Source organism: Nocardia goodfellowii, assembly GCF_017875645.1.
GTDB classification, from domain to species: Bacteria; Actinomycetota; Actinomycetes; order Mycobacteriales; family Mycobacteriaceae; genus Nocardia; species Nocardia goodfellowii.
Genome location: NZ_JAGGMR010000001.1, coordinates 7,802,447 through 7,822,551 on the forward strand (window position 1 = coordinate 7,802,447; position 20,105 = coordinate 7,822,551).

Consider the following 20,105-nt stretch of genomic DNA (forward strand, 5'->3'; position numbering starts at 1 on the left):
TTAGGCATGCCTTATCTGCGCAACGCGGGGACAGGTAGCGCAGAGCTCCGCCGGCCGGACCGTATAGAAGAGACAGCAGGTGGTTTGCGTGCGCGCCGCGTCCGGCCCGAGCCGGAAGCCCGCGCCACCCAGGTATGGCGGAGTGGCTCCGGGCAACAGCGCGTTCGCCGCCGCCGCGGCCGCCGCCGGCTCACCGAGGGCGTTGCCGAGATGCGAGATCCCGTTGGCCAGTTGATCCGTGGCGAAGCCCCACATGGCCCGGGGCCGTCGCCGGAGCACCGGCCCGAACGCCTCGAGCAGCGGAGCCAGATGCGCGGCGACAGCGTCGCGCAGTTCGGCGCGCAGTGCCGCCTCGTCCGCGACGATCCGCACGCCGTGCCGACCTTCTACGGAATCGCCTGGCAGACAGACTATTTCGTCGGCCTCGAGCAGGAGTTCGCGATCCCGCCAGGCGTAGGCGACACGATCGAGTGCCACCCTGGGCACGCGCCGCCGCAGAAACCACGGCGCGCTCATCGCCAGGCACGCGGTGAACGCGTACCGGCGCAGCACCCAGGTGGCGGCGACATCCCGGCGCGGAGTCGTGCCGTAGTCCTCGACGGCGCGCCGCTCCTCGGCTTCGATCAACTCGTCGATGACCGCCAAATCCGTTGCCAGCGAGCGCCCTTGGACCCAGCGGCCACCGGCGGCACTGCCCACACCGACGCGCACCACGGGGAGCAGTTGACCCAGCCTCTGATAGGCATCGGCCAGCGGCACGTCAGTTCCCACCTTTCGATCGAATCCCTTGCCGCGATACTAAGGTAAGCCTTACCTAGTGGCAATTCCGCTGCGCGCCCGCGGTTCGTCCGGTCCATCGATCGACCAATTCCGCTGCATCCAGCTGACTTTCGGCAAACCTTTTCGCTGTGCCTTACGACCGGGTACTGGTTTTGCGGAATCGCCGGAGATAGTAGGTTCTGTCGTCGGCGACCGTCCCGCACCGCCGCCGCATCGCTGGTTACACAGACCGTGCTCCACTGCTCAACCGCTAACAGCCGCAGATCCGGTCGATTTCCCCCGAGTTCCACCCCGAGCCGCCGTGCGTCGACGCCTCGGTCCGGCCTGCGGCGCGCGCAACCTCGAAACCGTTCGCACGTCGAAAGGACTTGGGCACGTGAACTTCCTGGACTCCGCCGCTCCGACGGCAGGTAGCCGCATATGACGACCGCCCACCAGATCGTCGAACTGACCGACGACTTCTACCAGGATCCACACGCGGTCTACCGGACGCTCTACGAACGCGGACCGATCCACCGGGTCCGGGTCGACGGCGTCGCGGGCTGGCTGATCGTCGACCACGACGTGGCCAAGCAGGCCTTCACCGAACCGTCCATCAGTAAGAAGATCGGGTCACCCGAGGGCCAGGCAGTGCTGGCGAAGCACGGCGCCGCGGACAAATTCAACGCGGCCATCACCGACAACATGCTTTTCGCCGACCCACCGCAGCACACCCGGCTGCGCAAACTCGTGCAGAAGGCGTTCGCCGGGCGCGCGATTCGCGACCTCGGCCCGCGCATCACCGATATCGCCGACCAACTGCTCGATGACATGCACGGCGCGGACACCGTCGACCTGCTCGACAGCTACGCCTTCCCGCTGCCCATCGCGGTGATCTGCGAACTGCTCGGCGTCCCCGACGACGACAAGGACGACTTCCGGGCCTGGACCGCCGGTGTGGTCGACGAATCGGCGTCGATCGAGGTGCGTACCAACGCGGGCATCAGCTTCTTCACCTATCTCACCGGCCTCATCCCCGCCCGCACCGAAAACCCGGGCGACGACCTGCTTTCCGCGCTGATCGTCGCCAAGGACGACGGCGATCAACTCGATCAGCAGGAACTCATCTCCATGCTGCTGCTGTTGCTGGCCGCCGGGCACGAGACCACCGTCAACCTGATCGGCAACGCGGTCCACGAGCTGCTGCGCGATCCACAACTCGCGGATCGGCTGCGAGCCGACCCGGCGGGCATCCCGGCATTCGTGGAGGAGATTCTGCGCACGCAGGGCCCGGTGCATCTGGCCACGGCCCGCTACACCACCGCACCGGTCACGCTGGGCGGCCAGCACATCGACGCGGGCGAGTTCGTCATGATCTCGATCGGCGCCGCCAACCGCGATGCGAAGCGCTTCCCGGACCCGGACCGCTTCGACGCCGGACGCGCCGACAACAAGCACGTGGCCTTCGGGCACGGCATGCACTTCTGCGTCGGGGCGGCGCTGGCCCGGATGGAGGCGACGGTCGCGCTCACCCGGCTGCTGGCGCGGACCTCGGCACTGTCCCTCGATGGTGAGTTCGGCGCGCTGGCCTGGCGCAAGAGCCTGCTGATCCACGGGCTCACCGCGCTGCCGGTCCGCCTCGAGGTGGCGGCGAAGTCCCGCGGGGGCGACAATCGGTGGTCGGTCGCCTCCTGAACTCCACGGCACTGAGCTCGCCGGAACGCTGCCCCCGCTACAACGCTCAGGGTCGCCGGAACGCTGACCTCGCGACAACGCGCAGGTCACCGGATCGCTGACTTCGCGGAAAGGCTGAGCTCGCCGGAACACAGACGGCGAGCTCAGCGGGGTCGGTATGTTGTCCGCAGCACATTCGCACGAGCCGGCGTACGCCTGCGTGGTCACTGTTCGACTGGCGCGCAGGGCGTTTCGCGGTCGCCGGTTCGGTCCGGGTTGTTAACCGCGTGGTATTGCGGTGTTCGCATCGTGTTTACGATGTCCGAATGCTCATTCTCGACCCGCACGAACATTCAACCCCGGCGACCGGGATCGGGCGGCGAGAAGGGCACTTTCGGCCGATCACCATCTGGGGTGGCATCGCCGCCGCGGTGCTCGTGCTCGTCGCCGGTCAGGCCATGGCGATGCACATCAACGCGCTCGGCCCGCTGACCAGTCTGGCGCGCGACTACGTCGGTATACCGAAATCCGCGAGCACTTCGTGGGCCGGGTTCCTGCTGGCGCTGGTCGGCGTCACCAACCGGGTGCGGATGACCGCGCTGGCCTCGGCGGTGGCACTCGATCTCGTCTTCGTGGCGATCCGGGCGATCGAGGGCGCGAAGTTCACCGTCGGCAACGGCCCGACCATCGTGCTGACGGTGCTGGCGATCCTCGCCGCCGTGCGCTGGAGCGGAGTCCAGCGCGAAACCGCCCTGCGCACCATCGCGCTGGGCGCTCTGCTGATCCTCGCCACCAAGGTGGGCGAGATCTGGCTGGATGTCACCGCGTGGGCCCGCCCCATGGTGCTCGATCCCTATGTCCAGGTCGCGGATCGGGCGCTGGGCAATCCGTCGTGGCTGGTCGGGCAGATGCTGGAGGCCGCGCCCTGGTTCGAGAGCCTGGTGCGCTGGGTGTATTTCGAGCTGCCGGTCGCGGCGATCGTAGTCGCCGTCTGGCAGTTGCGCGGGGTCACCGCGGGCCGGTGGCCGCGGCACCACCTGGTGCGCACGTTCCTGACCATCGGTCTCATCGGACCGCTGTTCTACGTGTTGTTCCCCGTCGTCGGGCCGATCCTGGCCTTCGGATCCTGGGGCCACGGCATGGAACTGGCGAATGTCTGGCCCGACGTCGTTCCGCCGCTGCCCGCCGCACCGGCGGCGATGCCGTTCGACGGAATCACGCCCCGCAACTGCATGCCGTCACTGCACACGGCGTGGGCGCTGTCGCTGTTCATCCACACCCGGCGCGGGCCGGCCTGGCTGCGCTGGGGCGGAGTCTTCTGGCTGATCGGCACGCTGCTCGCGACGCTGGGGCTGGGCGCGCACTACGGCGTCGATCTGGTGGTGGGTGCGGCGCTGTGCCTGACCATCGAGTCCGTGCTGCGCGACCCCGAGCGCGGCTGGGATCGCGGGCGCGTACAGGTGGTCGCATTGGGTGTCGCCACCTTCGCGGCCGTGCTGCTCGCCGTCCGCTACCTGCCCCTGACCATGGCGAACCATCCGTTCCCGGCCGGGGTCACGATCCTCGGGTTGTTCGCCGTGCTGGCGATCACCTTCTATCGCACCTGGTTCGCGCCCACCCATAGCACTTCGTAACGAATTCTCCTTTTGCAAACCTCGGGTTTGCTGGAAACCCCACTTTCCTGCATCGATGGCGAACTTGCCGCAATACCAGGGGATTAGCAATATTCTGATTCACATGGTGCGCACGGCATTAGCCGGAGCCGACCCGGACGAACCCCAACGTCCCGTGGCGGCGCCCCGGCCGGACCACCTATCGGTGGTCACAACAACACCCGAACCCGACGAGTATCAGGTGCAGGTACCCGGCGAGCCGGTGCTGACGGCCGCTGACATCGCCCGCCTTCCACCGGCCGCCAGACATCGAATAGCGGCCTATGTCCACACTCAGCTGGCCGATCTCGAAGAGATGGCCTGACGGCTCAGTCGTGCGCGTGCAGACGCGCCTGCACCTCCGGGCGACGCAGCGGCGGTACCGTCTTCGGCGGCACCTTGCGATCCGGCAGCTGCGCCAGTAACCGAGCCGTTGCCGCGGCAATGTCCGCGACCGCCTCCGTTACCGCCGGCTTAGTTGCTGCGGAAATGCTGGAGAGGCCACCCACCTTGCGCACATATTGCAGGGCCGCAGCCTGAATTTCCTCTGGAGTTGCCGCAGGCTCGAGCCCGCGCAACGCGGTGATGTTTCGGCACATATCCCGAGGCTACGAGCAGGCACCGACATGTGGGGCTCAGAGGCCAATCTTGTGATCGAGTCGCCCGCCAGGGGTGCCGCCGATCGACGACATCCGCCGACCGGTCGACCTCTGATCCGCGTCAGTACCAGTGGTTGGCCTGCCAGAAGGCCCATGCGCCCTCGGGACCGCCGTAGCGCTTGTTCATGTAGTCGTAGGTCCAGCGGATCTGGGTGACCGGGTTGACCATCCAATCCAGGCCGTGGGTGACCATCTTCTCCGGCGGCAGCGCTTGACCGAGACCGTAGGCGCCGCTGCTGGGATTCCGCGCGAGATGGTTCCAGCCGCTCTCGCGAGTGATGACCATGTCGAAGGCGTGGAACTGGTGGACGGGCACGATGGACAACGCGATCAGCTTGTTCGTCGCGCGAACCAGCACCATCGTCATGCCCGCCTGCCGGACCACGGCCGCGCACTCCGGCGTCTCGCAGTTGGGTATCTCGGCGGCGGCGTAGTCCGCAGCCGTGGGGCCGCCCTTGCCGGGGTCCGCGGCCGAGGGAGCAGCACCCAGCACCACCGCACAGAAGGCAGCAACGCCCAGTGAAACTGTCCGAGCCATAGGATTTGCTCCTTCCGCATGCAGCATGCGGAATCGAGCAAATCACTAGTTAACTCTCTGGCGGAGTTGCCACGCCGGACTGCTGGACGCGCGCCCGCCAAGCCCGTTCGGACAGGGCCTGTTTGGTCCACATCCACAGCGTCTCGTAATGCACCCCGACCGCCGGCCCGACGGCCTTGGCCGCGGCATACGCCGATCCGTGCTCCTCGACGTATGCCAGCGCCCGGCGGACGGCCTCCTCCCGCACCTGCGGCGAATAGCGTTTCGGCATCCGGCTCACCGGCCCGGCAGCGGAATTGTGCTGGCGCACACCGTATCCCGCAACTCGTGTGGAACTGCCCCGACCGGCAGGTCGTACCACAGATCCATCTCCAGCCGGTTGCCGGCGCCGATCTGCAACTCGAACAACTGCCGTTCGACGCGCATGGCGTCGACGCCGATCCGGTGGCCGCCGGACCCGGTGTCGACAAGGTGATAATCCTCCGGCCGGGTGTCGTGCACCCGGTCGCCGGTGTTGGTGATCGCGACCCGGACCCGCACGAATTGCCCCTTCGGCAGCAACTCGGCGTGGGTGCCGAAAAGATTGGCCACGCCGGGCTGCACCTCCAGCGCGTGCACCGCCAATTCGGAGCAATCCTCTTGCGTGCGCGCGAACGGGGTACTGGTGGGAACCGGCACCGGCTCGGACTCCTCGGCCCCGCAGGCCACGAGCGGCAATACCAGCAGCAGAAACAACCGACGCACTGCACCGAGGGTAGGCCCGTACCCCGGCTCCGGGCACTGAATCGCGTTGCGCCGCATACCTACACTCCCAGCACCCGGAAAACCGTCAGCTGCCATCCGCCACCGCGCACATACCTGGCCCGCGCCGCGATGGCCAGCCTGCGATGCCCGCGCAGATATCGCGCGCAGATCTCCGCGTTCTCCGCGTCGACCATGAACACGTCGACCTTGGCCAGCGTCGCGACCCCCAGTTCCCGGCTCGGCGCCGAATCACCGGCCACCATCGTGCGCACCGCCGCCAGCACCTGCGGACTCACCATTCCCCCGAGTTGCGCCACCGGCCGACGATGATCCAATACCTCCAACGCGGCCCGCAACACCCGATCAGCGAATTTCCGTGCCGCGGACTGCGCGGCACCGACAACCGGCGGCGCCTCCCGCACCCCCAACTTCCGCATCCGCGGCGAAATAGCCCGCGCATCAACCGCACACGGCTTGTCCCGCACCACCGGCGGATCAACCCATCGATCCGCCATCCCCGCCGCCCGCCGCGGCCCACACCCACAATGCCGCAGTGGCGGTTCATAATTCGGTGCCGGCCGCACATTCCTACGAACTTCGCTCACACCAACGACCCCATCCTCGAGCCCGGCCCCGCAGCCGAGCACCAACACCGCGGGCATTCATGCACTTTCCGCATGAGTTGCCCTCTACTCGTCCCCCACCAACGAACCGTTACACCTTTTCCACCACCGAAGATCACCCGGGCGTGTCGGTGTTCTGCCTGAGTAGGGTGTGCGCGGTGAGGTACTTCAACACGGTCGGTCCGTGTTATCCGGACCTGCACTACATGCTCCCCGCCGAGGATCGCCTGCCCGACGCGCAGATGTACTTCGAGTTCGGTTTCTACTTCGTTGTTCACGCGCCGCGGCAGAGCGGCAAGACCACCGCGCTGCTCGGGATGGCCCAGGAGTTGACTGCCGCCGGGCACTTTCTGGCACTCTGCGTGTCGTGTGAGACCGCGGCGGCATTCGGCGACGACTTCGGTGGGGTGGAAGAGGCGTTACTGAGCGTGATCCGCCAGGCGTCCGAATTCCAAGGGTGGGACACCGAATTGCTGCCACCCGAGGACTGGCCCGACGCCGCGCCCGGCACTCGGCTCATGGCCGGTCTAGCCGCATGGGTGGCCAAGTGTCCGCGACCCCTGGTGTTGTTCTTCGACGAAATCGATACGCTGCGCGGCGCCGGTCTGATCAGTGTGTTGCGCCAACTGCGATCGGGGTTCACCCAGCATCGGAAACAGTTCGTGCACTCGGTGGTGTTGTGCGGACTGCGGGACCTGCGTGACTACAAGGCGGCCTCGGGCGGCGATCCAGGGCGACTCGGTGGTGCCAGTCCGTTCAATATCTCGATCGAATCGATCCGCCTGGGCGACTTCACCAAGGCGGAGATGGCTCAGCTCTACCGCCAGCACACTGCCGCCACCGGCCAGGAGTTCGACGACAAGGGCATCGATCTGGCCTTCTGGTACACCCAGGGACAGCCGTGGCTGGTGAATGCCTTGGCGTGGGAAATCATCGGCCGGATGAGGGTTCGCGGGACCATCGGCATCGATCATGTCGAGGAGGCCAAAGAGCGACTGATCCTGGCGCGGGCAACACACCTGGACTCACTGATAGACAAGCTGACAGAGCCGCGGGTGCAGCGCGTGCTCGAGCCGATCATCATCGGCACGGTCCGCCCACCACAGATCGACTTCGATGACGACACCTCCTATGCCCGCGATCTGGGTTTGATCGCCCAGGGCAAGACCTTGCGCATCGCCAATCCGATCTATCAGGAAGTGATCGTGCGGCTCTTAGGGGCCAGCGCCGAGTCGGCGGTGACAGCGGAGCCTTCGAGTTTCCGGTTCCCGGACGGCCGCATCGATTTCCCACGTCTTCTCCGGGAGTTCGCGACGTTTTGGATGCAACACGGTGACGTGCTGGCGGCCCGGGACAACTACCACGAGGCGGCCGCCCAATTGGTGTTGATGGCCTACCTCCATCGCATCGTCAACGGTGCCGGGTATATAGACCGTGAGGTCGGTGTAGGCCGCGGACGCATCGATCTGCTTGTGCGACAGCCCTATTCCGAGCCCGGGGGCCGGAAAGCCGAGCAACGCGAAGCTCTGGAGCTGAAGGTTTGGGCGGGGCACCAGGCCGACCCACTCGCCGAGGGCTTGGTTCAGCTCGACAGCTACCTGGACCGGCTCAGCCTCGATACCGGGACGCTGGTGATCTTCGATCGACGGTCCAGCGCCGCGCCCATCGCCGAACGCACCGGTTTCGCGGAAGCTCGGACACCGGCGGGACGAAAGGTCACCCTGCTTCGCGCGTGAGCGCCCGGACCTTCGCGAGGGCGTGGGTGACGATGGCGTCGAGGCGGGGGTGGTGGGCGCCCTTCCAGTAGGTCTGGCCGCAGGTGGTGCATTGGGTGAGTGGGGTTGGGGTGTCCGGGGTTCGGGCTGGGCGGAGGAGGCCGTTGCAGGTGGTGCAGCGGGTCCAGGGGGTGAGGGGTGGGGCGAAGCGGGTGAGGACGTCGTCGAGTTGGTCGGGTGGGCGGTGGCTGTAGATGTAGGCGCCGGCGAAGATTTCGCGGCGGCGGAGCAGGCCGCGGTCGCGGGAGAGCAGGATGCGGTGTTCGGTGGCGGAACGGGTGGCGAGGGCGGCGTCGCCGATGTCGGGGTTTTCGTAGGCGGCGTCCAGGCCGAGGAGGCGGAGGCGGCGGGCGAGGGTGCCCAGGTGGATGTCGAGGAGGAAGCGGAGCGGTTCGGCGTGGGGTTGCGGCCGGGCGACCGCGCGGACCTCGATGGCTTCGCCCGCGGCGGGGACGTGGGCGGTCGGAGTGGGACGGCCGTCGACCAGGAGTTCGCCCACCTCCGTCAGCGGGACGCCGAGGGATTCGACGACGTGGCCGAGCGTGGAAGTTCCGTCGGTGCGGACCGGAGTGGAGCCCGCCCGCAAAGCGGCCCCGACGAACACGTGCAGCGCCGGAGCGAACTCGATGGTGATCCCCGCCGCACTCATCTCGTCAGCATGCCAGCCGGAATGGCAGACGGGCCAGCGTATTTCGCCGGCGGGTCAGCTGAACAACCCACCGAGCGCACTCCCGGACCGACCAGCCTGCGGGCCGCCGGCCAGGTTCAGCTGAACAACCCGCCGAGCGCACCACCGGACTGACCGGCCTGCTGGCCGCCGCCGGTGCCGCCGAGCAGGCCGCCGGGTGGCAGCTCCGACGGCTGCACGATGACGAAACCACGGCCGGAGAACGACAACGTCAAACCCTCCCCCGTGCTGCGGCCGATGAGGCGGCTCAGTCCGAAGGAGTCGTTGCGTTTGATGCCGGTGCTCAGGCTGGAGGACCAGGCGACCGCCGCCTGCGGGTCGGCGTAGGTGGGTTGGTCGACCTGGAGCACCACCGGGGTGCCGTGGGTGGTGATGGCGATGCGACCGCGTCCGGTGAAGACGCAGTTGAAAAGGCCCGCGTTGCTGGCGACTCCGGCCGCACCGGAAACCATTTTCACGTCGTAGCGCAGGCTCGAGTCGAAGGCCAGGACGTTGGATCCGTTGATGGTGAGACCGTCGGTGCCGTCGAGATCGACGGTGTGCACGTCGGCGGCGGCGCTGGCCAGGAACAGATCACCGCGGCCGGTGACTTTCATCAACGGCACCCCCTCACCGGTGAGCCGCTGCTGGATGGCGCGGCCGATACCGCCCGAGCCCAGCGCCTTGAACTGCAAATCGCCCTGGTAGGCCACCATCGAGCCGGAACGCGCCATCACCTCACCGGCGACAGCGACCTTGATCATCTTGCCGCCCTGCTTCTGGATGCCGGGACCGCTGGCTTCGGCGAAACTCGAGTTGAACAGATCGCTCTGCATCGGCAGTGCTCCTTGCTGGAATCGCGGCGGGGCGGAGTAGGCGGGTTGCGGCGGCGGCTGGTACGTCGGCGAGGCGGGCGGCTGATAGGCCGGGGGCGGTGGCTGATAGGCCGAGGGCTGGTGGGCGGGCATCGGGGGCGGGGCGGGTTCGTCATCGATATCGACCCCGAAAGCCGTGGCGATACCGGCCAATCCGTTGTCGTATCCCTGCCCGACGGCGCGCACCTTCCAGGCCCCGCCGCGCCGGTAGATCTCCACGCACACCACGGCCGTCTCGGTGCTGAGCCCGGTCATCGGGAAAGTCAATGTGCCGGAAGGCGATCCGATGGTCGCCAGCAGCGATCCCGCACCGGCGAAGGTGCCGGGCCGATCCAGGCTCGCGGTGACGACCACCTTGTCCACGTCGGCGGGCACCGCGGCGGTCTGCACCTCCACCACGTCCGGCCCGCCCGCGCCGTGCCGGTAGGTGACACCGGGCCCGACGGGCTGATTGAAGAACACGAAGTCGGCATCGGAGCGCACCTTGCCGTTCGCACCGAGCAGCAGCGCGGAGACATCGACGGGATCGGTGCAGCTGACGGTGACTGTCAGCCGATCGCCGGGCGCGGGCCGATTCTCACCGCGAGCCAGCGCGGTCACCGGTTCGCTCCGCGGTTTTCCACCACTCCTTGGAGTTTGCGAAACACCCCATCGAGTTTGCCGTGTGCTCCGCCGGAGTGCCAGTTCAGCTGGTGCGAGTCCGGAAAAACTCCCAGATCAGATCGGTAGCGTTGAGACCCGCCCCCGGGTCGACCAATCCGCCGCGTTGCGCACCAGGCCATGAGTGCCCCATCTCCGGCAACTTGTAGACGTGCATATCGCTGCCGTCGGCGCATTTCCCGGCTGTCAGCGTGATTCCGCGCGGGAACTCCTGCGGCACCGGGTCGGCCGCGCAGCCTTGCCGCTGCCGCCAGGTGTCGACGCCGAGGCCGAGCTGGGCGGCCGCTCGGTCCTTGCCGCCCAGGAAGGTGATCACCGAGACCGGCGCGGCCGGTTTGTAGGCCGCGTCCCGCAACGCGCGGTCTCCGATGAATCCGCCACTCACCGGTGCGATGGCTTTGAACGTGGCGGGTAATTCGACGGCGAGTTTGTACGACATATCAGCGCCGTTCGAAATGCCCGTGGCGTAGACGCGTTTCGGGTCGGCTTTCCACAGGCCGGTCATTCGGGTGACGACCTGCCCGATGAAGCCGACATCGTCTTCGGAGCCACAGCAGACCAGCGCGTTGTAGGCGTCGTTCAACCCCTGCGGGTAGACGACCAGGAAGTTCTCCTGATCGGCCTTGGCGTTCATCCCGGTGGTCTGGGCGATCTCCGCGGAAGTGCCGGGGCGATAGTGCATTACGACCACCAGCGGCAATGCGGTGCTGCCGTCGTAGCCCGGCGGCGCGTGCACCGTGTAAGTCCTTGCCTTACCGGCGAATTCGAGGGTGACGGTGTGATCACCGGGCGCCGGTTTATCAGCGGGCGGCGCGGCCGTCGAAGTCGAAGGTTTTTGTTCGCCGCCGGAATCACCACAGGACACCGCCGCAACGGCGGTCAGAACGATCGCGATGGCACCGATACCGCGTAGCCACGACATCGACCAACTATGGCACGAACACACCGCGGATAATGCCGAAATCGCTGTGCCGCATTCCGATTCGGCCGTCGAAAACGCGAGCGCTCAGTGTTGATCGGAGAAGTACACATAGCCGTCCGGCGTATCGGGCAGCTGCCAGTGCAACCCTTGCAGAAAGAAACACGCGATCAGGTTGGCGAGCGCGAACAGCGCCAGCAGTCCGAGGGTGAACACCGCGGTATCGCGCCGCCGCATCGGATAGGTGGCCGTGCCGAGCGACGGGGTCAGGAAGAGCATGAGGCCCGCGGCCAGTACCGCGCAGACGAACCCGATCAGCGCCCAGGTGTAGAGATGCACGCCGAACAACGTGCCCGCGTAGCCCGGATCCGGCGGCACGATATGCATCAGCACCTGCGCCGCGGCGACCACGGCGCCGCAGATCGCGGCGACGACCGTCCAGCCCCAGCCGGTCGCCCAGTCACGAGTCGAGAGCGCACCGGCGCGGGACCGGGCGATGACGTAGCCCGGCCCGATCGCACTGAGCAGGAACAACATTCGTTGCAGCAGGCACAGCGGGCAGGGATATTCCCACCGCACGAATTGGTAGTAGAACGCTCCGGCCAGGATCGCACAGACGCCGAGGATATAAAGGTGCGCGAAGGCGAGACCGAATCTGCGTCGCGTGTGTTGCTCGGGCACGTCGTGATCGGCGATCCGGTCGAGGGCGGGCCAGGGGCTGAGCACTCTGTCGTCGGGGCGCATGGTCATCACCCGCTTGCCGTTGACGACGGGGTCGCCGGTCATGGGTTTCCGCTCTGGCGCACTCATCAGAACTCCAGCCGGAACGTGTGCTCGAGGACATGCGAAGCGAACGCGGCGACCGCGGCGACCAGGGTCACGGCCCACAACGCGTGCGATCTGCGACCGAACCGGTCGATCAGCAGCACGGTCAGCACACAGAGCAAGGTCATCAGGAAGAGCAAGGTGTACATGGGCATCCTCGCTTGCGACGTGGTCAGCCTGAGTTAACACACAGCTACCGCACTATAGCGTCGAATGTCCGTTTTACAGCTCAGCCGTTGGCCTCGGCGCGATCGAGCAACTCAGTGTCGATTTCGCGGCCGTAGCCCAGCCGCACATCGTGTTCGACTTCCCCGCCGGACACGGTGACGCGACTGGTGACGGGCGGATAACCCCGTGCCACCACGGTGTATTCGCCTTCGGGCAGATCGGGGACGACGTATTGCCCCTCGTCGTCGGTGCGCACCGTCGCGGTGAGATCGCCGGCCACGTCCAGCACCATGATCTGCACGTCGGGGACGGGTCTGCCGTCCGCCACGGCGATGCCGGCGAGCACCGCCATCGGATCCATCTCGATGTCGTGGCGCAGCAGGCCGGTGGGCGGCACGGTGAGCGCGGCCGCGTACGGGCGCATGTGATCCGCGATGACCACCAGGGTGTAGCTGCCGGAAACCACGTCGTGGCAGACGAAGTGGCCGTCCTCGGTGGAAATGGCCGCGCCGACGACTTCACCGCGCCGATCGGTCAGGGTGACGGTCGCGCCGTCGATGGGGTTGCCGCTGACGACCGAGCGGATCACACCCGATACCTCGCTCGAACCCATGAGGGTGAGGTTCAGCTGCTGCGGCCAGGGGCCGGCGACCACGCTGATGGCGGTGGGCTGGTGCCCGGCGGCGGAGACGATCAGGACGTAGGTGCCGGGCTCGGGCGCGTAGATGGCGTAGTCGCCGTAACTGTCGCCGGTGGCGCGAGTGACCTGGTGGCCGCGTTTGTCGATCAGGGTGAGCGCGGCGTCGGGAACAGGTCTTCCGTCTTCGTGGTGGATGCGGCCGGTGAGCGAGGGCTGGCCTTGTTCGAATTCGGCCGGTGTCGCTTCGTCCTCGTCGCCGACGATATCCACGGGTGCGGTCACCTCCAGTGCCGGTTCGGGTTCGGACATGAGCGCCTGGGCTGCCCCGTCCCAGTCGTGTTCCTCGACCGGGAGCGGCTCGCGCCCGGCCTCGGCGGCGATCAGCACGTCGATCGGATCATCCTGCAACGGAAGCTCCCGCATGAACAGCAGCACCAGACCGGCGACCAGGGCGATGCCCGCGGCGGTGTAGAACACACCGTTCATCGCGTCGGTGAAGCCGATGAGGACGGGGGTTCGCAGGTCCTCGGGCATAGTGCCGATACCGCTGGTGTCGCTGATGATCCCGCCGAGCCGGGCGGCGTCGAAGCCTTCGGGCAGTTGCCCGCCGAACGCGTCGATGATCTTGTGCGGCAACAGGTTGAACAGGATCGTCAGGAAGATCGCGACGCCGAGGGTGCCGCCCATCTGCCGGAAGAAGGTCGCCGTCGCCGTGGACACTCCCATGTCCTGGCGCGGACCGGCATTCTGCGCGGCGATGATCAGCGTCTGCATGCAGAAGCCGAGCCCGGCGCCGATCACACCACCGCAGACCAGCGGCTGCCACAGCGGGCTGTCGAATTCCACCTGGGCGTGCAGCACCGCGCCGATCGCGATCAGGAAGCAACCGGCCACGGGCAACACCTTGTATCGCCCGGTGCGCTGGGTGACCATCCCGGAGATCTGCCCGCCGATCATGATGCCCACCACCAGCGGCAGCATCAGCAGACCCGACTTCGTCGGCGAATATCCGCGCACCACTTGGAAATACAACGGCACCAGCACAATGGCGCCGAACATGGCGACACCGACGATGAAGCCACCGAGAACGGACACGCTGAAGGTGGAATTGTCGAACAGCCGCATCGGAATCAGCGCCGCGTCCTTCATCAGCAATTCCACGATGACGAACAGCAGCACACCCGAGGCCGCGACGCCGTAACAGATGAGCGCGCGCTCGGACTCCCAGCCCCACTCGCGGCCCTGCTCGGCGATGATCAGCAGCGGCACCACACCGACGGTCAGCATCAACGCACCGAACCAGTCGATCCGCTGTTTCCGGCGCTGGTGCGGCACGTTCAGGAATTTGGCGACGACCACGAAGGCGAGCACGCCGATCGGGACATTCACCAGAAACACCCAGCGCCAGCCATCCAGCCGCGCGAGCTGGTCGTAGCCGGAGAAGAAGCCGCCGAGCACCGGGCCCAATACCGTGGACGAACCGAAGACCGCCATGAAATAGCCCTGGTAGCGGACCCTTTCGCGGGCCGGGACGATATCGCTGAGGATGGTGAAGGCCAGCGACATGAGACCGCCCGCACCCAGACCCTGGAAAGCGCGGAAGGCGGCGAGCTCGTACATCGACGTGGCGAAAGTGCAGGCGATCGAACCGAGGACGAACAACCCGATCGCGATGAGGTAGCAGGGTTTTCGGCCGTAGATGTCGGCCAGCTTGCCGTAGAGCGGTGTGCTGACCGTCGCGGTGATCAGATACGCCGTGGTAGCCCAGGCCTGCTCATCGAAGCCGTGCAGATCGTTGGCGATCGGCACGATGGCCACGCTGACGATGTTCTGATCCAGCGCGGCCAGGAAAATGCCCAGTAACAAACCGGACAGGATGGTGAGGATCTGCCGGTGCGACAGCGAGGTGGGGGTCGAGTTCGTCATGTAGGGGCCTCAGCTCTGATCGACCATCCGAAAGGGGGCTAGGTCTACCCACCCGACGGCTCCGCCAGCTGACGTCTCCGTGGGATAAATCAAAGTCGTGCGGTACATCTCGAACCATCGCGGGTGGCCGCCGGATACGGCGGCGCGGGCGGGCATGCGCCACAAGCGATCTGCGAGCAACTATAGAGTCCGCGCACAGAATGCGCGATAACACCCCGCCCCCGTCACCTCGTCCAGGTGCGGGGCAGGGGTGTCACGGTGCCGGAATATCTCAGCGCGTAGCCGTCCGCTGCTTGCTCGTGCGGGCCTTGCGGCGCTCGGCCTGCAACTCGGCGAGCTCCTGCTCGAGGATGTCGGCCACCCGGAACTGGCCGGTGTCGTACAGCGGATCCGGCTCGGTGGCGCTGCCCTTTTCGGCCGGAGCGGGCTTGCTCGACGCCTTGCGCTCGGCTGCCGCGGTGACCTCGGGCTGCGCCGGGGCCTCGACCTTGCGCGTGCGAACCGGCGCAACCGGCTCCACGCCTGCCTTCGCCGGAATGGCCGCCGCCACGCCACTCTTCGCGGGGGCGACCGGCTTCTGCGCGCTCACGCGCGTGGCCGGGCGCGGGTCGGCCGGTACCGGCCGGGTCTCCACCACCGTCGGGCGGTTCTCAGCCGACGTCGAGCGGGACTCGGCCGCGACGGGACGGGTCTCGGCCACCGCCGGACGGGACTCCGCCACCACGGGACGAGTCTCGGCCACCGCCGGACGCTTTTCGGCCACCACGGGGCGCGACTCGGCCACAACTGGCCGGGACTCCGCCACCGCCGGGCGCGATTCAGCTACCGAGGGACGGGATTCGGCCACCGCCGGCCGCGACTCCGCTACCAGGGAACGAGTCTCGGCCACCGTCGAGCGGGCCTCCACCACGACGGGACGGGCCTCGGCCACCGCGGGCCGGGACTCGACAACGGCCGGGGTGACGCGCTTTTCACCGTTCGCCACGGCGGCGGGCCGGCCGTTCGCCTTCCCCGTCTGATCGGACTTGACGGCGGTGATCTTGCCGGAACCGACCGGCGCACGGCGCTTTTCCGGGGCCGGACGCGGCTCGGCGGACACCGGCCCACCGTTCACGGCGGCTGCGCCGTTCTGCACCGGCGCGCCATTGCGCCGGCCGTTGCGCGCGGGCGCCTCGAGGACCTCCACCTCGACTTCCGCCACATCCTCTTCGAGGGGCTGCGGTTCGTCGACGGGTTCGGCCTCCTGGGCTGCCGCCATGGCCGTGGCACTGCGGGTGTACCCGGCGAGCGAGGGCAGCTGCTGCCGGATGCGTTCGGCCGGATCCGGCATCTCCTTGACCTGCTCGGTGGCCCGGGCGATGGCCAGCCCGTAGCGTGCGCTCGCGGCATCGTGGATGAGTAGCGCTACGCCGATCATCACCGGCGCGATCGCGTGTACCGCGACCTCGTACCACTCGGCGGCCCGGAGATACGGATATGTGTTGAGGCAGACGGTCAGGCCCAGTAGCGCCAGTTCGGCGAGGGCGACTTGGCCGCGACTGTCGACGACCCCCCACTCCGACACCTTGTTCGTGCCGATCATGATGATGATCAAGCAGACGCTGATCATGCCTTCCAGCAGATAGCTGAACCAGAACAGCGGATCCGACGGGCCGCCCGGCGCGATGTTGTGCTGCACGTTCACCGCCGACCACAGCATGCCCGCGCCGACTACACCGGCCAGCGCGCGCAGCGACCAGGCCCGATGCCGATACAGCGAGGCCAGCCGGGCGTGCGGGCTCGATTCCCGCCGTTGCGCGGCGATTGCCTTGCGGGCGACCAGAAGATCACGCATATCGGCCTTCTCGATTGCTTCGGTGGTCTGCCTGGCGCGGTCGGCGGCGGCCGCCAGTGCCTGCACTTCCTTCCAGCGCTGCCCTCGATCCTGTTCCCGGATCCGTTCGGCGAGCTCGCGTTCGGCGTGTAGCTCGTCCTCGGACAGCGCTTCGGTGAGCGCGGGATCGAATTGCCAGGCCAGCCGGCCCCGGGCCTTCTCGACCCGCCTTGCCAGCTGTGTCACCTCGTCCTCGATGGGGTGCTCGATGGTCATCTGGGCCCCCCACTGCGGACGCTCGGGGGGAGACTTGTAGTCGCGGTTGGGTTCGGCACCCAAGCATTCATAGTCGATGGCCGCCGCACGCGAAACCGTTGATTTGCCAATGGCACGCCAAACTCGGCGTGGCGCGCGGCGACACACTGTGCACCGCGATATCCGGAACGACCATTACGGCAGCGCATTGTGGACACTTTCCATAATTCGGAAGTGAAACGAAGTCTGATCGAAAGCCCCTGGGCAGCAACGAAAACGACGTGCCTCACAGTGCCATATCGCGGCCCGGCCGAGATCACCGGGGTGGTCCCCGCCGACCGATCGCGCGCGTCTTCCACCAGCAACGCACCCGCATCGGCCAAGCCCGAGGCTCTGTAGACTTTCCGGCTGGCCCGATCCCTGGCCCTTCCCGGACGAGGTGGACGAACGTGACTGACCCTTTCGAGCGACCCGCCCGTTGTCGCTGTGCCGGTCCTCTCGGCCGATCCACAAGCAGTCGCTAGCGGTGCGCATGCGGAAGCTGACCGCTCGGTCGGCGATCCTGAGCGCGCTACTGGGCGCGCATCCGGCGGAGGCGCCGGTCAGCTGGATCGTGACGGTGGCCGAGGAACTGGGGTTGCAGCAGTCGGCGGTGCGGGTGGCGCTGACCCGCATGGTGGCGGCGGGCGACTTGGAACGCAGCAACAGCGTCTATCGGCTCTCGCAGCGATTGATCGAACGCCAGCGTCGCCAGGACGCGGCGTTGCGTCCGGTGCGTAAGGACTGGAACGGGCAGTGGTACATGGCGGTGGTGACGGCGGTCGGAGACGAAGCCAGCGCGCGCATCGCCTTCCGGGACACCATGCGCGCCAATAAACTCGCCGAGTTGCGCGAGGGAGTGTGGACGCGGCCCGACAATATCGCCATCACGCTCGGCCGGGACGCCACCCGGCGCATCGCGCAGTTCCGCGCGGAGCCACAGAGCGCACCGATGAAACTCGCGGAATCGCTGTTCCGTCCGAAGAATTGGGCGCGGGATGCCGAGCGGCTGCTGCGCGCGTTCGAGTCCGGGAAGACGATGGCCGACCGCTTCGAGGTGGCGGCGGCCGCGGTGCGTCATATCCTCGACGACCCGTTGCTGCCCGAGCCGCTGCTGCCCGCCAATTGGCCCGGTCCGCGGTTGCGCGCCGAATACGAAGGATTCCGAACCGAATTCATCGCCTTCGCCGAACAGAACTTCGTCCCCTAGGTCAACCGATCTTCGGTGTCGCCCGGTCGATGATCGCGGCGGTGTCCAGGCCGGTGGGCAGCGTGCCGAAGACATCGCCGTGCTCGCCGCCCAACCGGCTCACGGTGAACGCGTCCGCGACGGCGGGATGACCGAATCGGACCAGCAGCGAGGCCTGCAAGACCTGTGCCATCTCGCCGACGACGCGGCGGGCGCGGTGCTGGATGGTGTCGAAATCGCCGAATTGTCCTTCGAGCCGGGCGATCGCGGCGTCGAGGTGCTTGTCGGCGCCGGCGGCTCGCTTCACCTCCGCGAAATAGGCGGCCAAGGTTTCGGGTTGTTTCGCCATGGCGCGCAAGGCATCCAGAGCCGCGACATTGCCCGACCCCTCCCAGATCGACAGCAATGGCGCTTCGCGATACAGCCGCGGCATGCGCGATTCTTCGACATACCCGTTGCCGCCCAGGCATTCCAGTGCTTCGGCGGCGTGCATCGGCCCGCGCTTGCACACGTGATACTTGCTGACCGCCAACGAGATACGGCGCAGCGCGTCCGCGCCCTCGACTCCGGCGACGGCCTGGTCGGTGAGGTCGGCCAGCCACAGTGCGACGGTGCTCGCGGCTTCAGCTTCGATCGCCAAGTCCGCCAGCACGTTCCGCATCAGCGGTTGCTCGGCGAGCGCGGCGCCGAACACCCGCCGGTGTGCCGCGTGATGCGCGGCCTGCGCCACGCCGGTGCGCATGGCGGTGGCGGTCCCGATCGTGCAGTCGAGCCGGGTCAGGTTGACCATTTCGATGATCGTCGGCACACCCCGGCCCTCCGGACCGACCAGCCAGCCGACGGTGTTGTCGTATTCGACCTCACCGCTGGCGTTGGAGCGGTTGCCGAGTTTGTCCTTCAGGCGTTGCAGCGCAAAGGGATTGCGTGATCCATCGGGCAGCACCCGCGGTACCAGAAAGCAGGACAGCCCGCCCGGCGCCTGTGCGAGGGTGAGGAACAGGTCCGACATCGGCGCCGAGGTGAACCACTTGTGCCCGGTGATCCGGTAACTGCCGTCCGGCCGCGGAGCCGCGGTCGTGGTGTTGGCCCGCACGTCGGAGCCGCCCTGCTTCTCCGTCATCGACATCCCCGCGAGCAAGCCACGCTTGCTCAGCGGCGTACGCAGGCCCGGATCGTATTCGCGCGCGCAGAGCAGCGGCTCGTATCGCGCGGCCAGCTCCGGGGCGGCGCGCAGGGCCGGCACCACCGCGTAGGTCATGGAGATCGGGCAGCCGTGCCCGGCGTCGACCGGACCCCACACGCTGAGTTTCGCGGCCCTGGTCAAATGCGGATGGGGCCGGGTGTCGGCCCACACGGCGCCGTGCAGTCCGAAACCGACGGCGTGGGTCATCAATTGGTGATAACCGGGGTCGTAGATCACCTCGTCGACGCGATGCCCGTACCGGTCGTGCGTCTTCAGCACCGGCGGGTGCGCTTCGGCCCGGTCGCCCAACTCCTGGGCCGCGGCACTGCCGGCGAGCCGGCCGACCTCGTGCAACTCGTCGAGGGCGTGCTCCGCGCCCGCACGCCGCAACGCCTCCAGGATCACCGGCTGCTCGGCGAGATCGTAATCGACAAGGGGCGGAACTTGATTCGTCACCGCATGTGTGCCCATGGGAGCTCCTAACGCCGCATCCAGTATTACAATACATGATCACGCGACACA

General features: G+C 67.4%; 19 protein-coding genes. 5 read left to right on the forward strand and 14 right to left on the reverse strand.

All coding sequences use genetic code 11. The features are described from left to right. Entirely contained in the window at positions 1-771 is a 771-nt protein-coding gene (locus BJ987_RS36165; RefSeq protein WP_209897511.1) for a (2Fe-2S)-binding protein, read from the reverse strand. A 429-nt stretch (positions 772-1,200) separates the two neighbouring features. On the opposite strand from BJ987_RS36165, the gene BJ987_RS36170 reads away from it, so the two are divergent. The 3 genes from BJ987_RS36170 (at position 1,201) to BJ987_RS36180 (ending at position 4,410) form a co-directional block, all read left to right on the forward strand. Then, the gene (locus BJ987_RS36170; protein ID WP_209897512.1) at positions 1,201-2,454 is read left to right on the forward strand and encodes a cytochrome P450 family protein; all 1,254 of its coding nucleotides are present in this window, start codon (positions 1,201-1,203) and stop codon (positions 2,452-2,454) included. A gap of 305 nt (positions 2,455-2,759) precedes the next feature. Beyond that, entirely contained in the window at positions 2,760-4,067 is a 1,308-nt protein-coding gene (locus tag BJ987_RS36175) for a DUF5933 domain-containing protein (RefSeq protein WP_209897513.1), read from the forward strand. A 103-nt stretch (positions 4,068-4,170) separates the two neighbouring features. Then, positions 4,171-4,410, forward strand: a complete 240-nt coding sequence (locus BJ987_RS36180) for a hypothetical protein (RefSeq protein ID WP_209897514.1) — start codon at positions 4,171-4,173, stop codon at positions 4,408-4,410. Positions 4,411-4,414: 4 nt separating this feature from the next. Here the strand turns inward: BJ987_RS36180 and BJ987_RS36185 are convergent, their stop codons facing one another. The 5 genes from BJ987_RS36185 to BJ987_RS36205 all read right to left on the reverse strand — a co-directional run bounded on the left by BJ987_RS36185 (position 4,415) and on the right by BJ987_RS36205 (position 6,463). Next, positions 4,415-4,684: a DUF2277 domain-containing protein gene (locus tag BJ987_RS36185; protein ID WP_209897515.1), complete on the reverse strand. Its 270-nt coding sequence runs from the start codon at positions 4,682-4,684 to the stop codon at positions 4,415-4,417. Positions 4,685-4,805: 121 nt separating this feature from the next. Next, positions 4,806-5,282: an aggregation-promoting factor C-terminal-like domain-containing protein gene (locus tag BJ987_RS36190; RefSeq protein ID WP_245366289.1), complete on the reverse strand. Its 477-nt coding sequence runs from the start codon at positions 5,280-5,282 to the stop codon at positions 4,806-4,808. A 49-nt stretch (positions 5,283-5,331) separates the two neighbouring features. After that, a complete protein-coding gene (locus BJ987_RS36195; protein WP_209897516.1) occupies positions 5,332-5,553 on the reverse strand; it encodes a hypothetical protein in 222 nt (73 codons plus the stop codon). A gap of 5 nt (positions 5,554-5,558) precedes the next feature. After that, positions 5,559-6,026 (reverse strand): DUF4352 domain-containing protein, encoded by a 468-nt coding sequence (locus BJ987_RS36200; protein ID WP_209897517.1) that lies wholly within the window; start codon positions 6,024-6,026, stop codon positions 5,559-5,561. 59 nt (positions 6,027-6,085) lie between these two features. Beyond that, on the reverse strand, positions 6,086-6,463 hold the full coding sequence (locus BJ987_RS36205; protein WP_209897518.1) for an Rv3235 family protein: 378 nt from the start codon (positions 6,461-6,463) through the stop codon (positions 6,086-6,088). A 344-nt stretch (positions 6,464-6,807) separates the two neighbouring features. On the opposite strand from BJ987_RS36205, the gene BJ987_RS36210 reads away from it, so the two are divergent. Beyond that, positions 6,808-8,385 carry an ATP-binding protein gene (locus tag BJ987_RS36210; protein WP_209897519.1) on the forward strand — a complete coding sequence of 526 codons (1,578 nt, stop codon included), beginning with the start codon at positions 6,808-6,810 and terminating at the stop codon, positions 8,383-8,385. Here the strand turns inward: BJ987_RS36210 and BJ987_RS36215 are convergent. The 7 genes from BJ987_RS36215 to BJ987_RS36245 all read right to left on the reverse strand — a co-directional run bounded on the left by BJ987_RS36215 (position 8,366) and on the right by BJ987_RS36245 (position 17,256). Beyond that, positions 8,366-9,073, reverse strand: a complete 708-nt coding sequence (locus BJ987_RS36215; RefSeq protein WP_209897520.1) for a Mut7-C RNAse domain-containing protein — start codon at positions 9,071-9,073, stop codon at positions 8,366-8,368. The genes BJ987_RS36210 and BJ987_RS36215 overlap by 20 nt on opposite strands. Before the next feature lie 116 nt (positions 9,074-9,189). Beyond that, a complete protein-coding gene (locus BJ987_RS36220; protein ID WP_209897521.1) occupies positions 9,190-10,566 on the reverse strand; it encodes an AIM24 family protein in 1,377 nt (458 codons plus the stop codon). An 85-nt stretch (positions 10,567-10,651) separates the two neighbouring features. Next, on the reverse strand, positions 10,652-11,548 hold the full coding sequence (locus tag BJ987_RS36225) for a CE1 family esterase (protein ID WP_209897522.1): 897 nt from the start codon (positions 11,546-11,548) through the stop codon (positions 10,652-10,654). 84 nt (positions 11,549-11,632) lie between these two features. Continuing rightward, positions 11,633-12,355 carry a disulfide bond formation protein B gene (locus tag BJ987_RS36230; protein WP_209897523.1) on the reverse strand — a complete coding sequence of 241 codons (723 nt, stop codon included), beginning with the start codon at positions 12,353-12,355 and terminating at the stop codon, positions 11,633-11,635. Continuing rightward, the gene (locus tag BJ987_RS36235) at positions 12,355-12,519 is read right to left on the reverse strand and encodes a hypothetical protein (protein WP_209897524.1); all 165 of its coding nucleotides are present in this window, start codon (positions 12,517-12,519) and stop codon (positions 12,355-12,357) included. The genes BJ987_RS36230 and BJ987_RS36235 overlap by 1 nt, the downstream gene beginning before the upstream one ends. An 80-nt stretch (positions 12,520-12,599) precedes the next feature. Then, on the reverse strand, positions 12,600-15,104 hold the full coding sequence (locus BJ987_RS36240) for an MFS transporter (protein WP_209897525.1): 2,505 nt from the start codon (positions 15,102-15,104) through the stop codon (positions 12,600-12,602). A 271-nt stretch (positions 15,105-15,375) separates the two neighbouring features. Next, positions 15,376-17,256, reverse strand: a complete 1,881-nt coding sequence (locus BJ987_RS36245) for a hypothetical protein (protein WP_245366291.1) — start codon at positions 17,254-17,256, stop codon at positions 15,376-15,378. Positions 17,257-17,704: 448 nt separating this feature from the next. Between BJ987_RS36245 and BJ987_RS36250 the strand changes: the two genes are divergently transcribed. After that, positions 17,705-18,421, forward strand: coding sequence for a PaaX family transcriptional regulator C-terminal domain-containing protein (locus tag BJ987_RS36250; protein WP_209897526.1), 717 nt, complete (start codon positions 17,705-17,707; stop codon positions 18,419-18,421). Position 18,422: 1 nt separating this feature from the next. Here the strand turns inward: BJ987_RS36250 and BJ987_RS36255 are convergent, their stop codons facing one another. Next, entirely contained in the window at positions 18,423-20,054 is a 1,632-nt protein-coding gene (locus tag BJ987_RS36255) for an acyl-CoA dehydrogenase family protein (protein WP_209897527.1), read from the reverse strand. Positions 20,055-20,105: the final 51 nt, after the last annotated feature.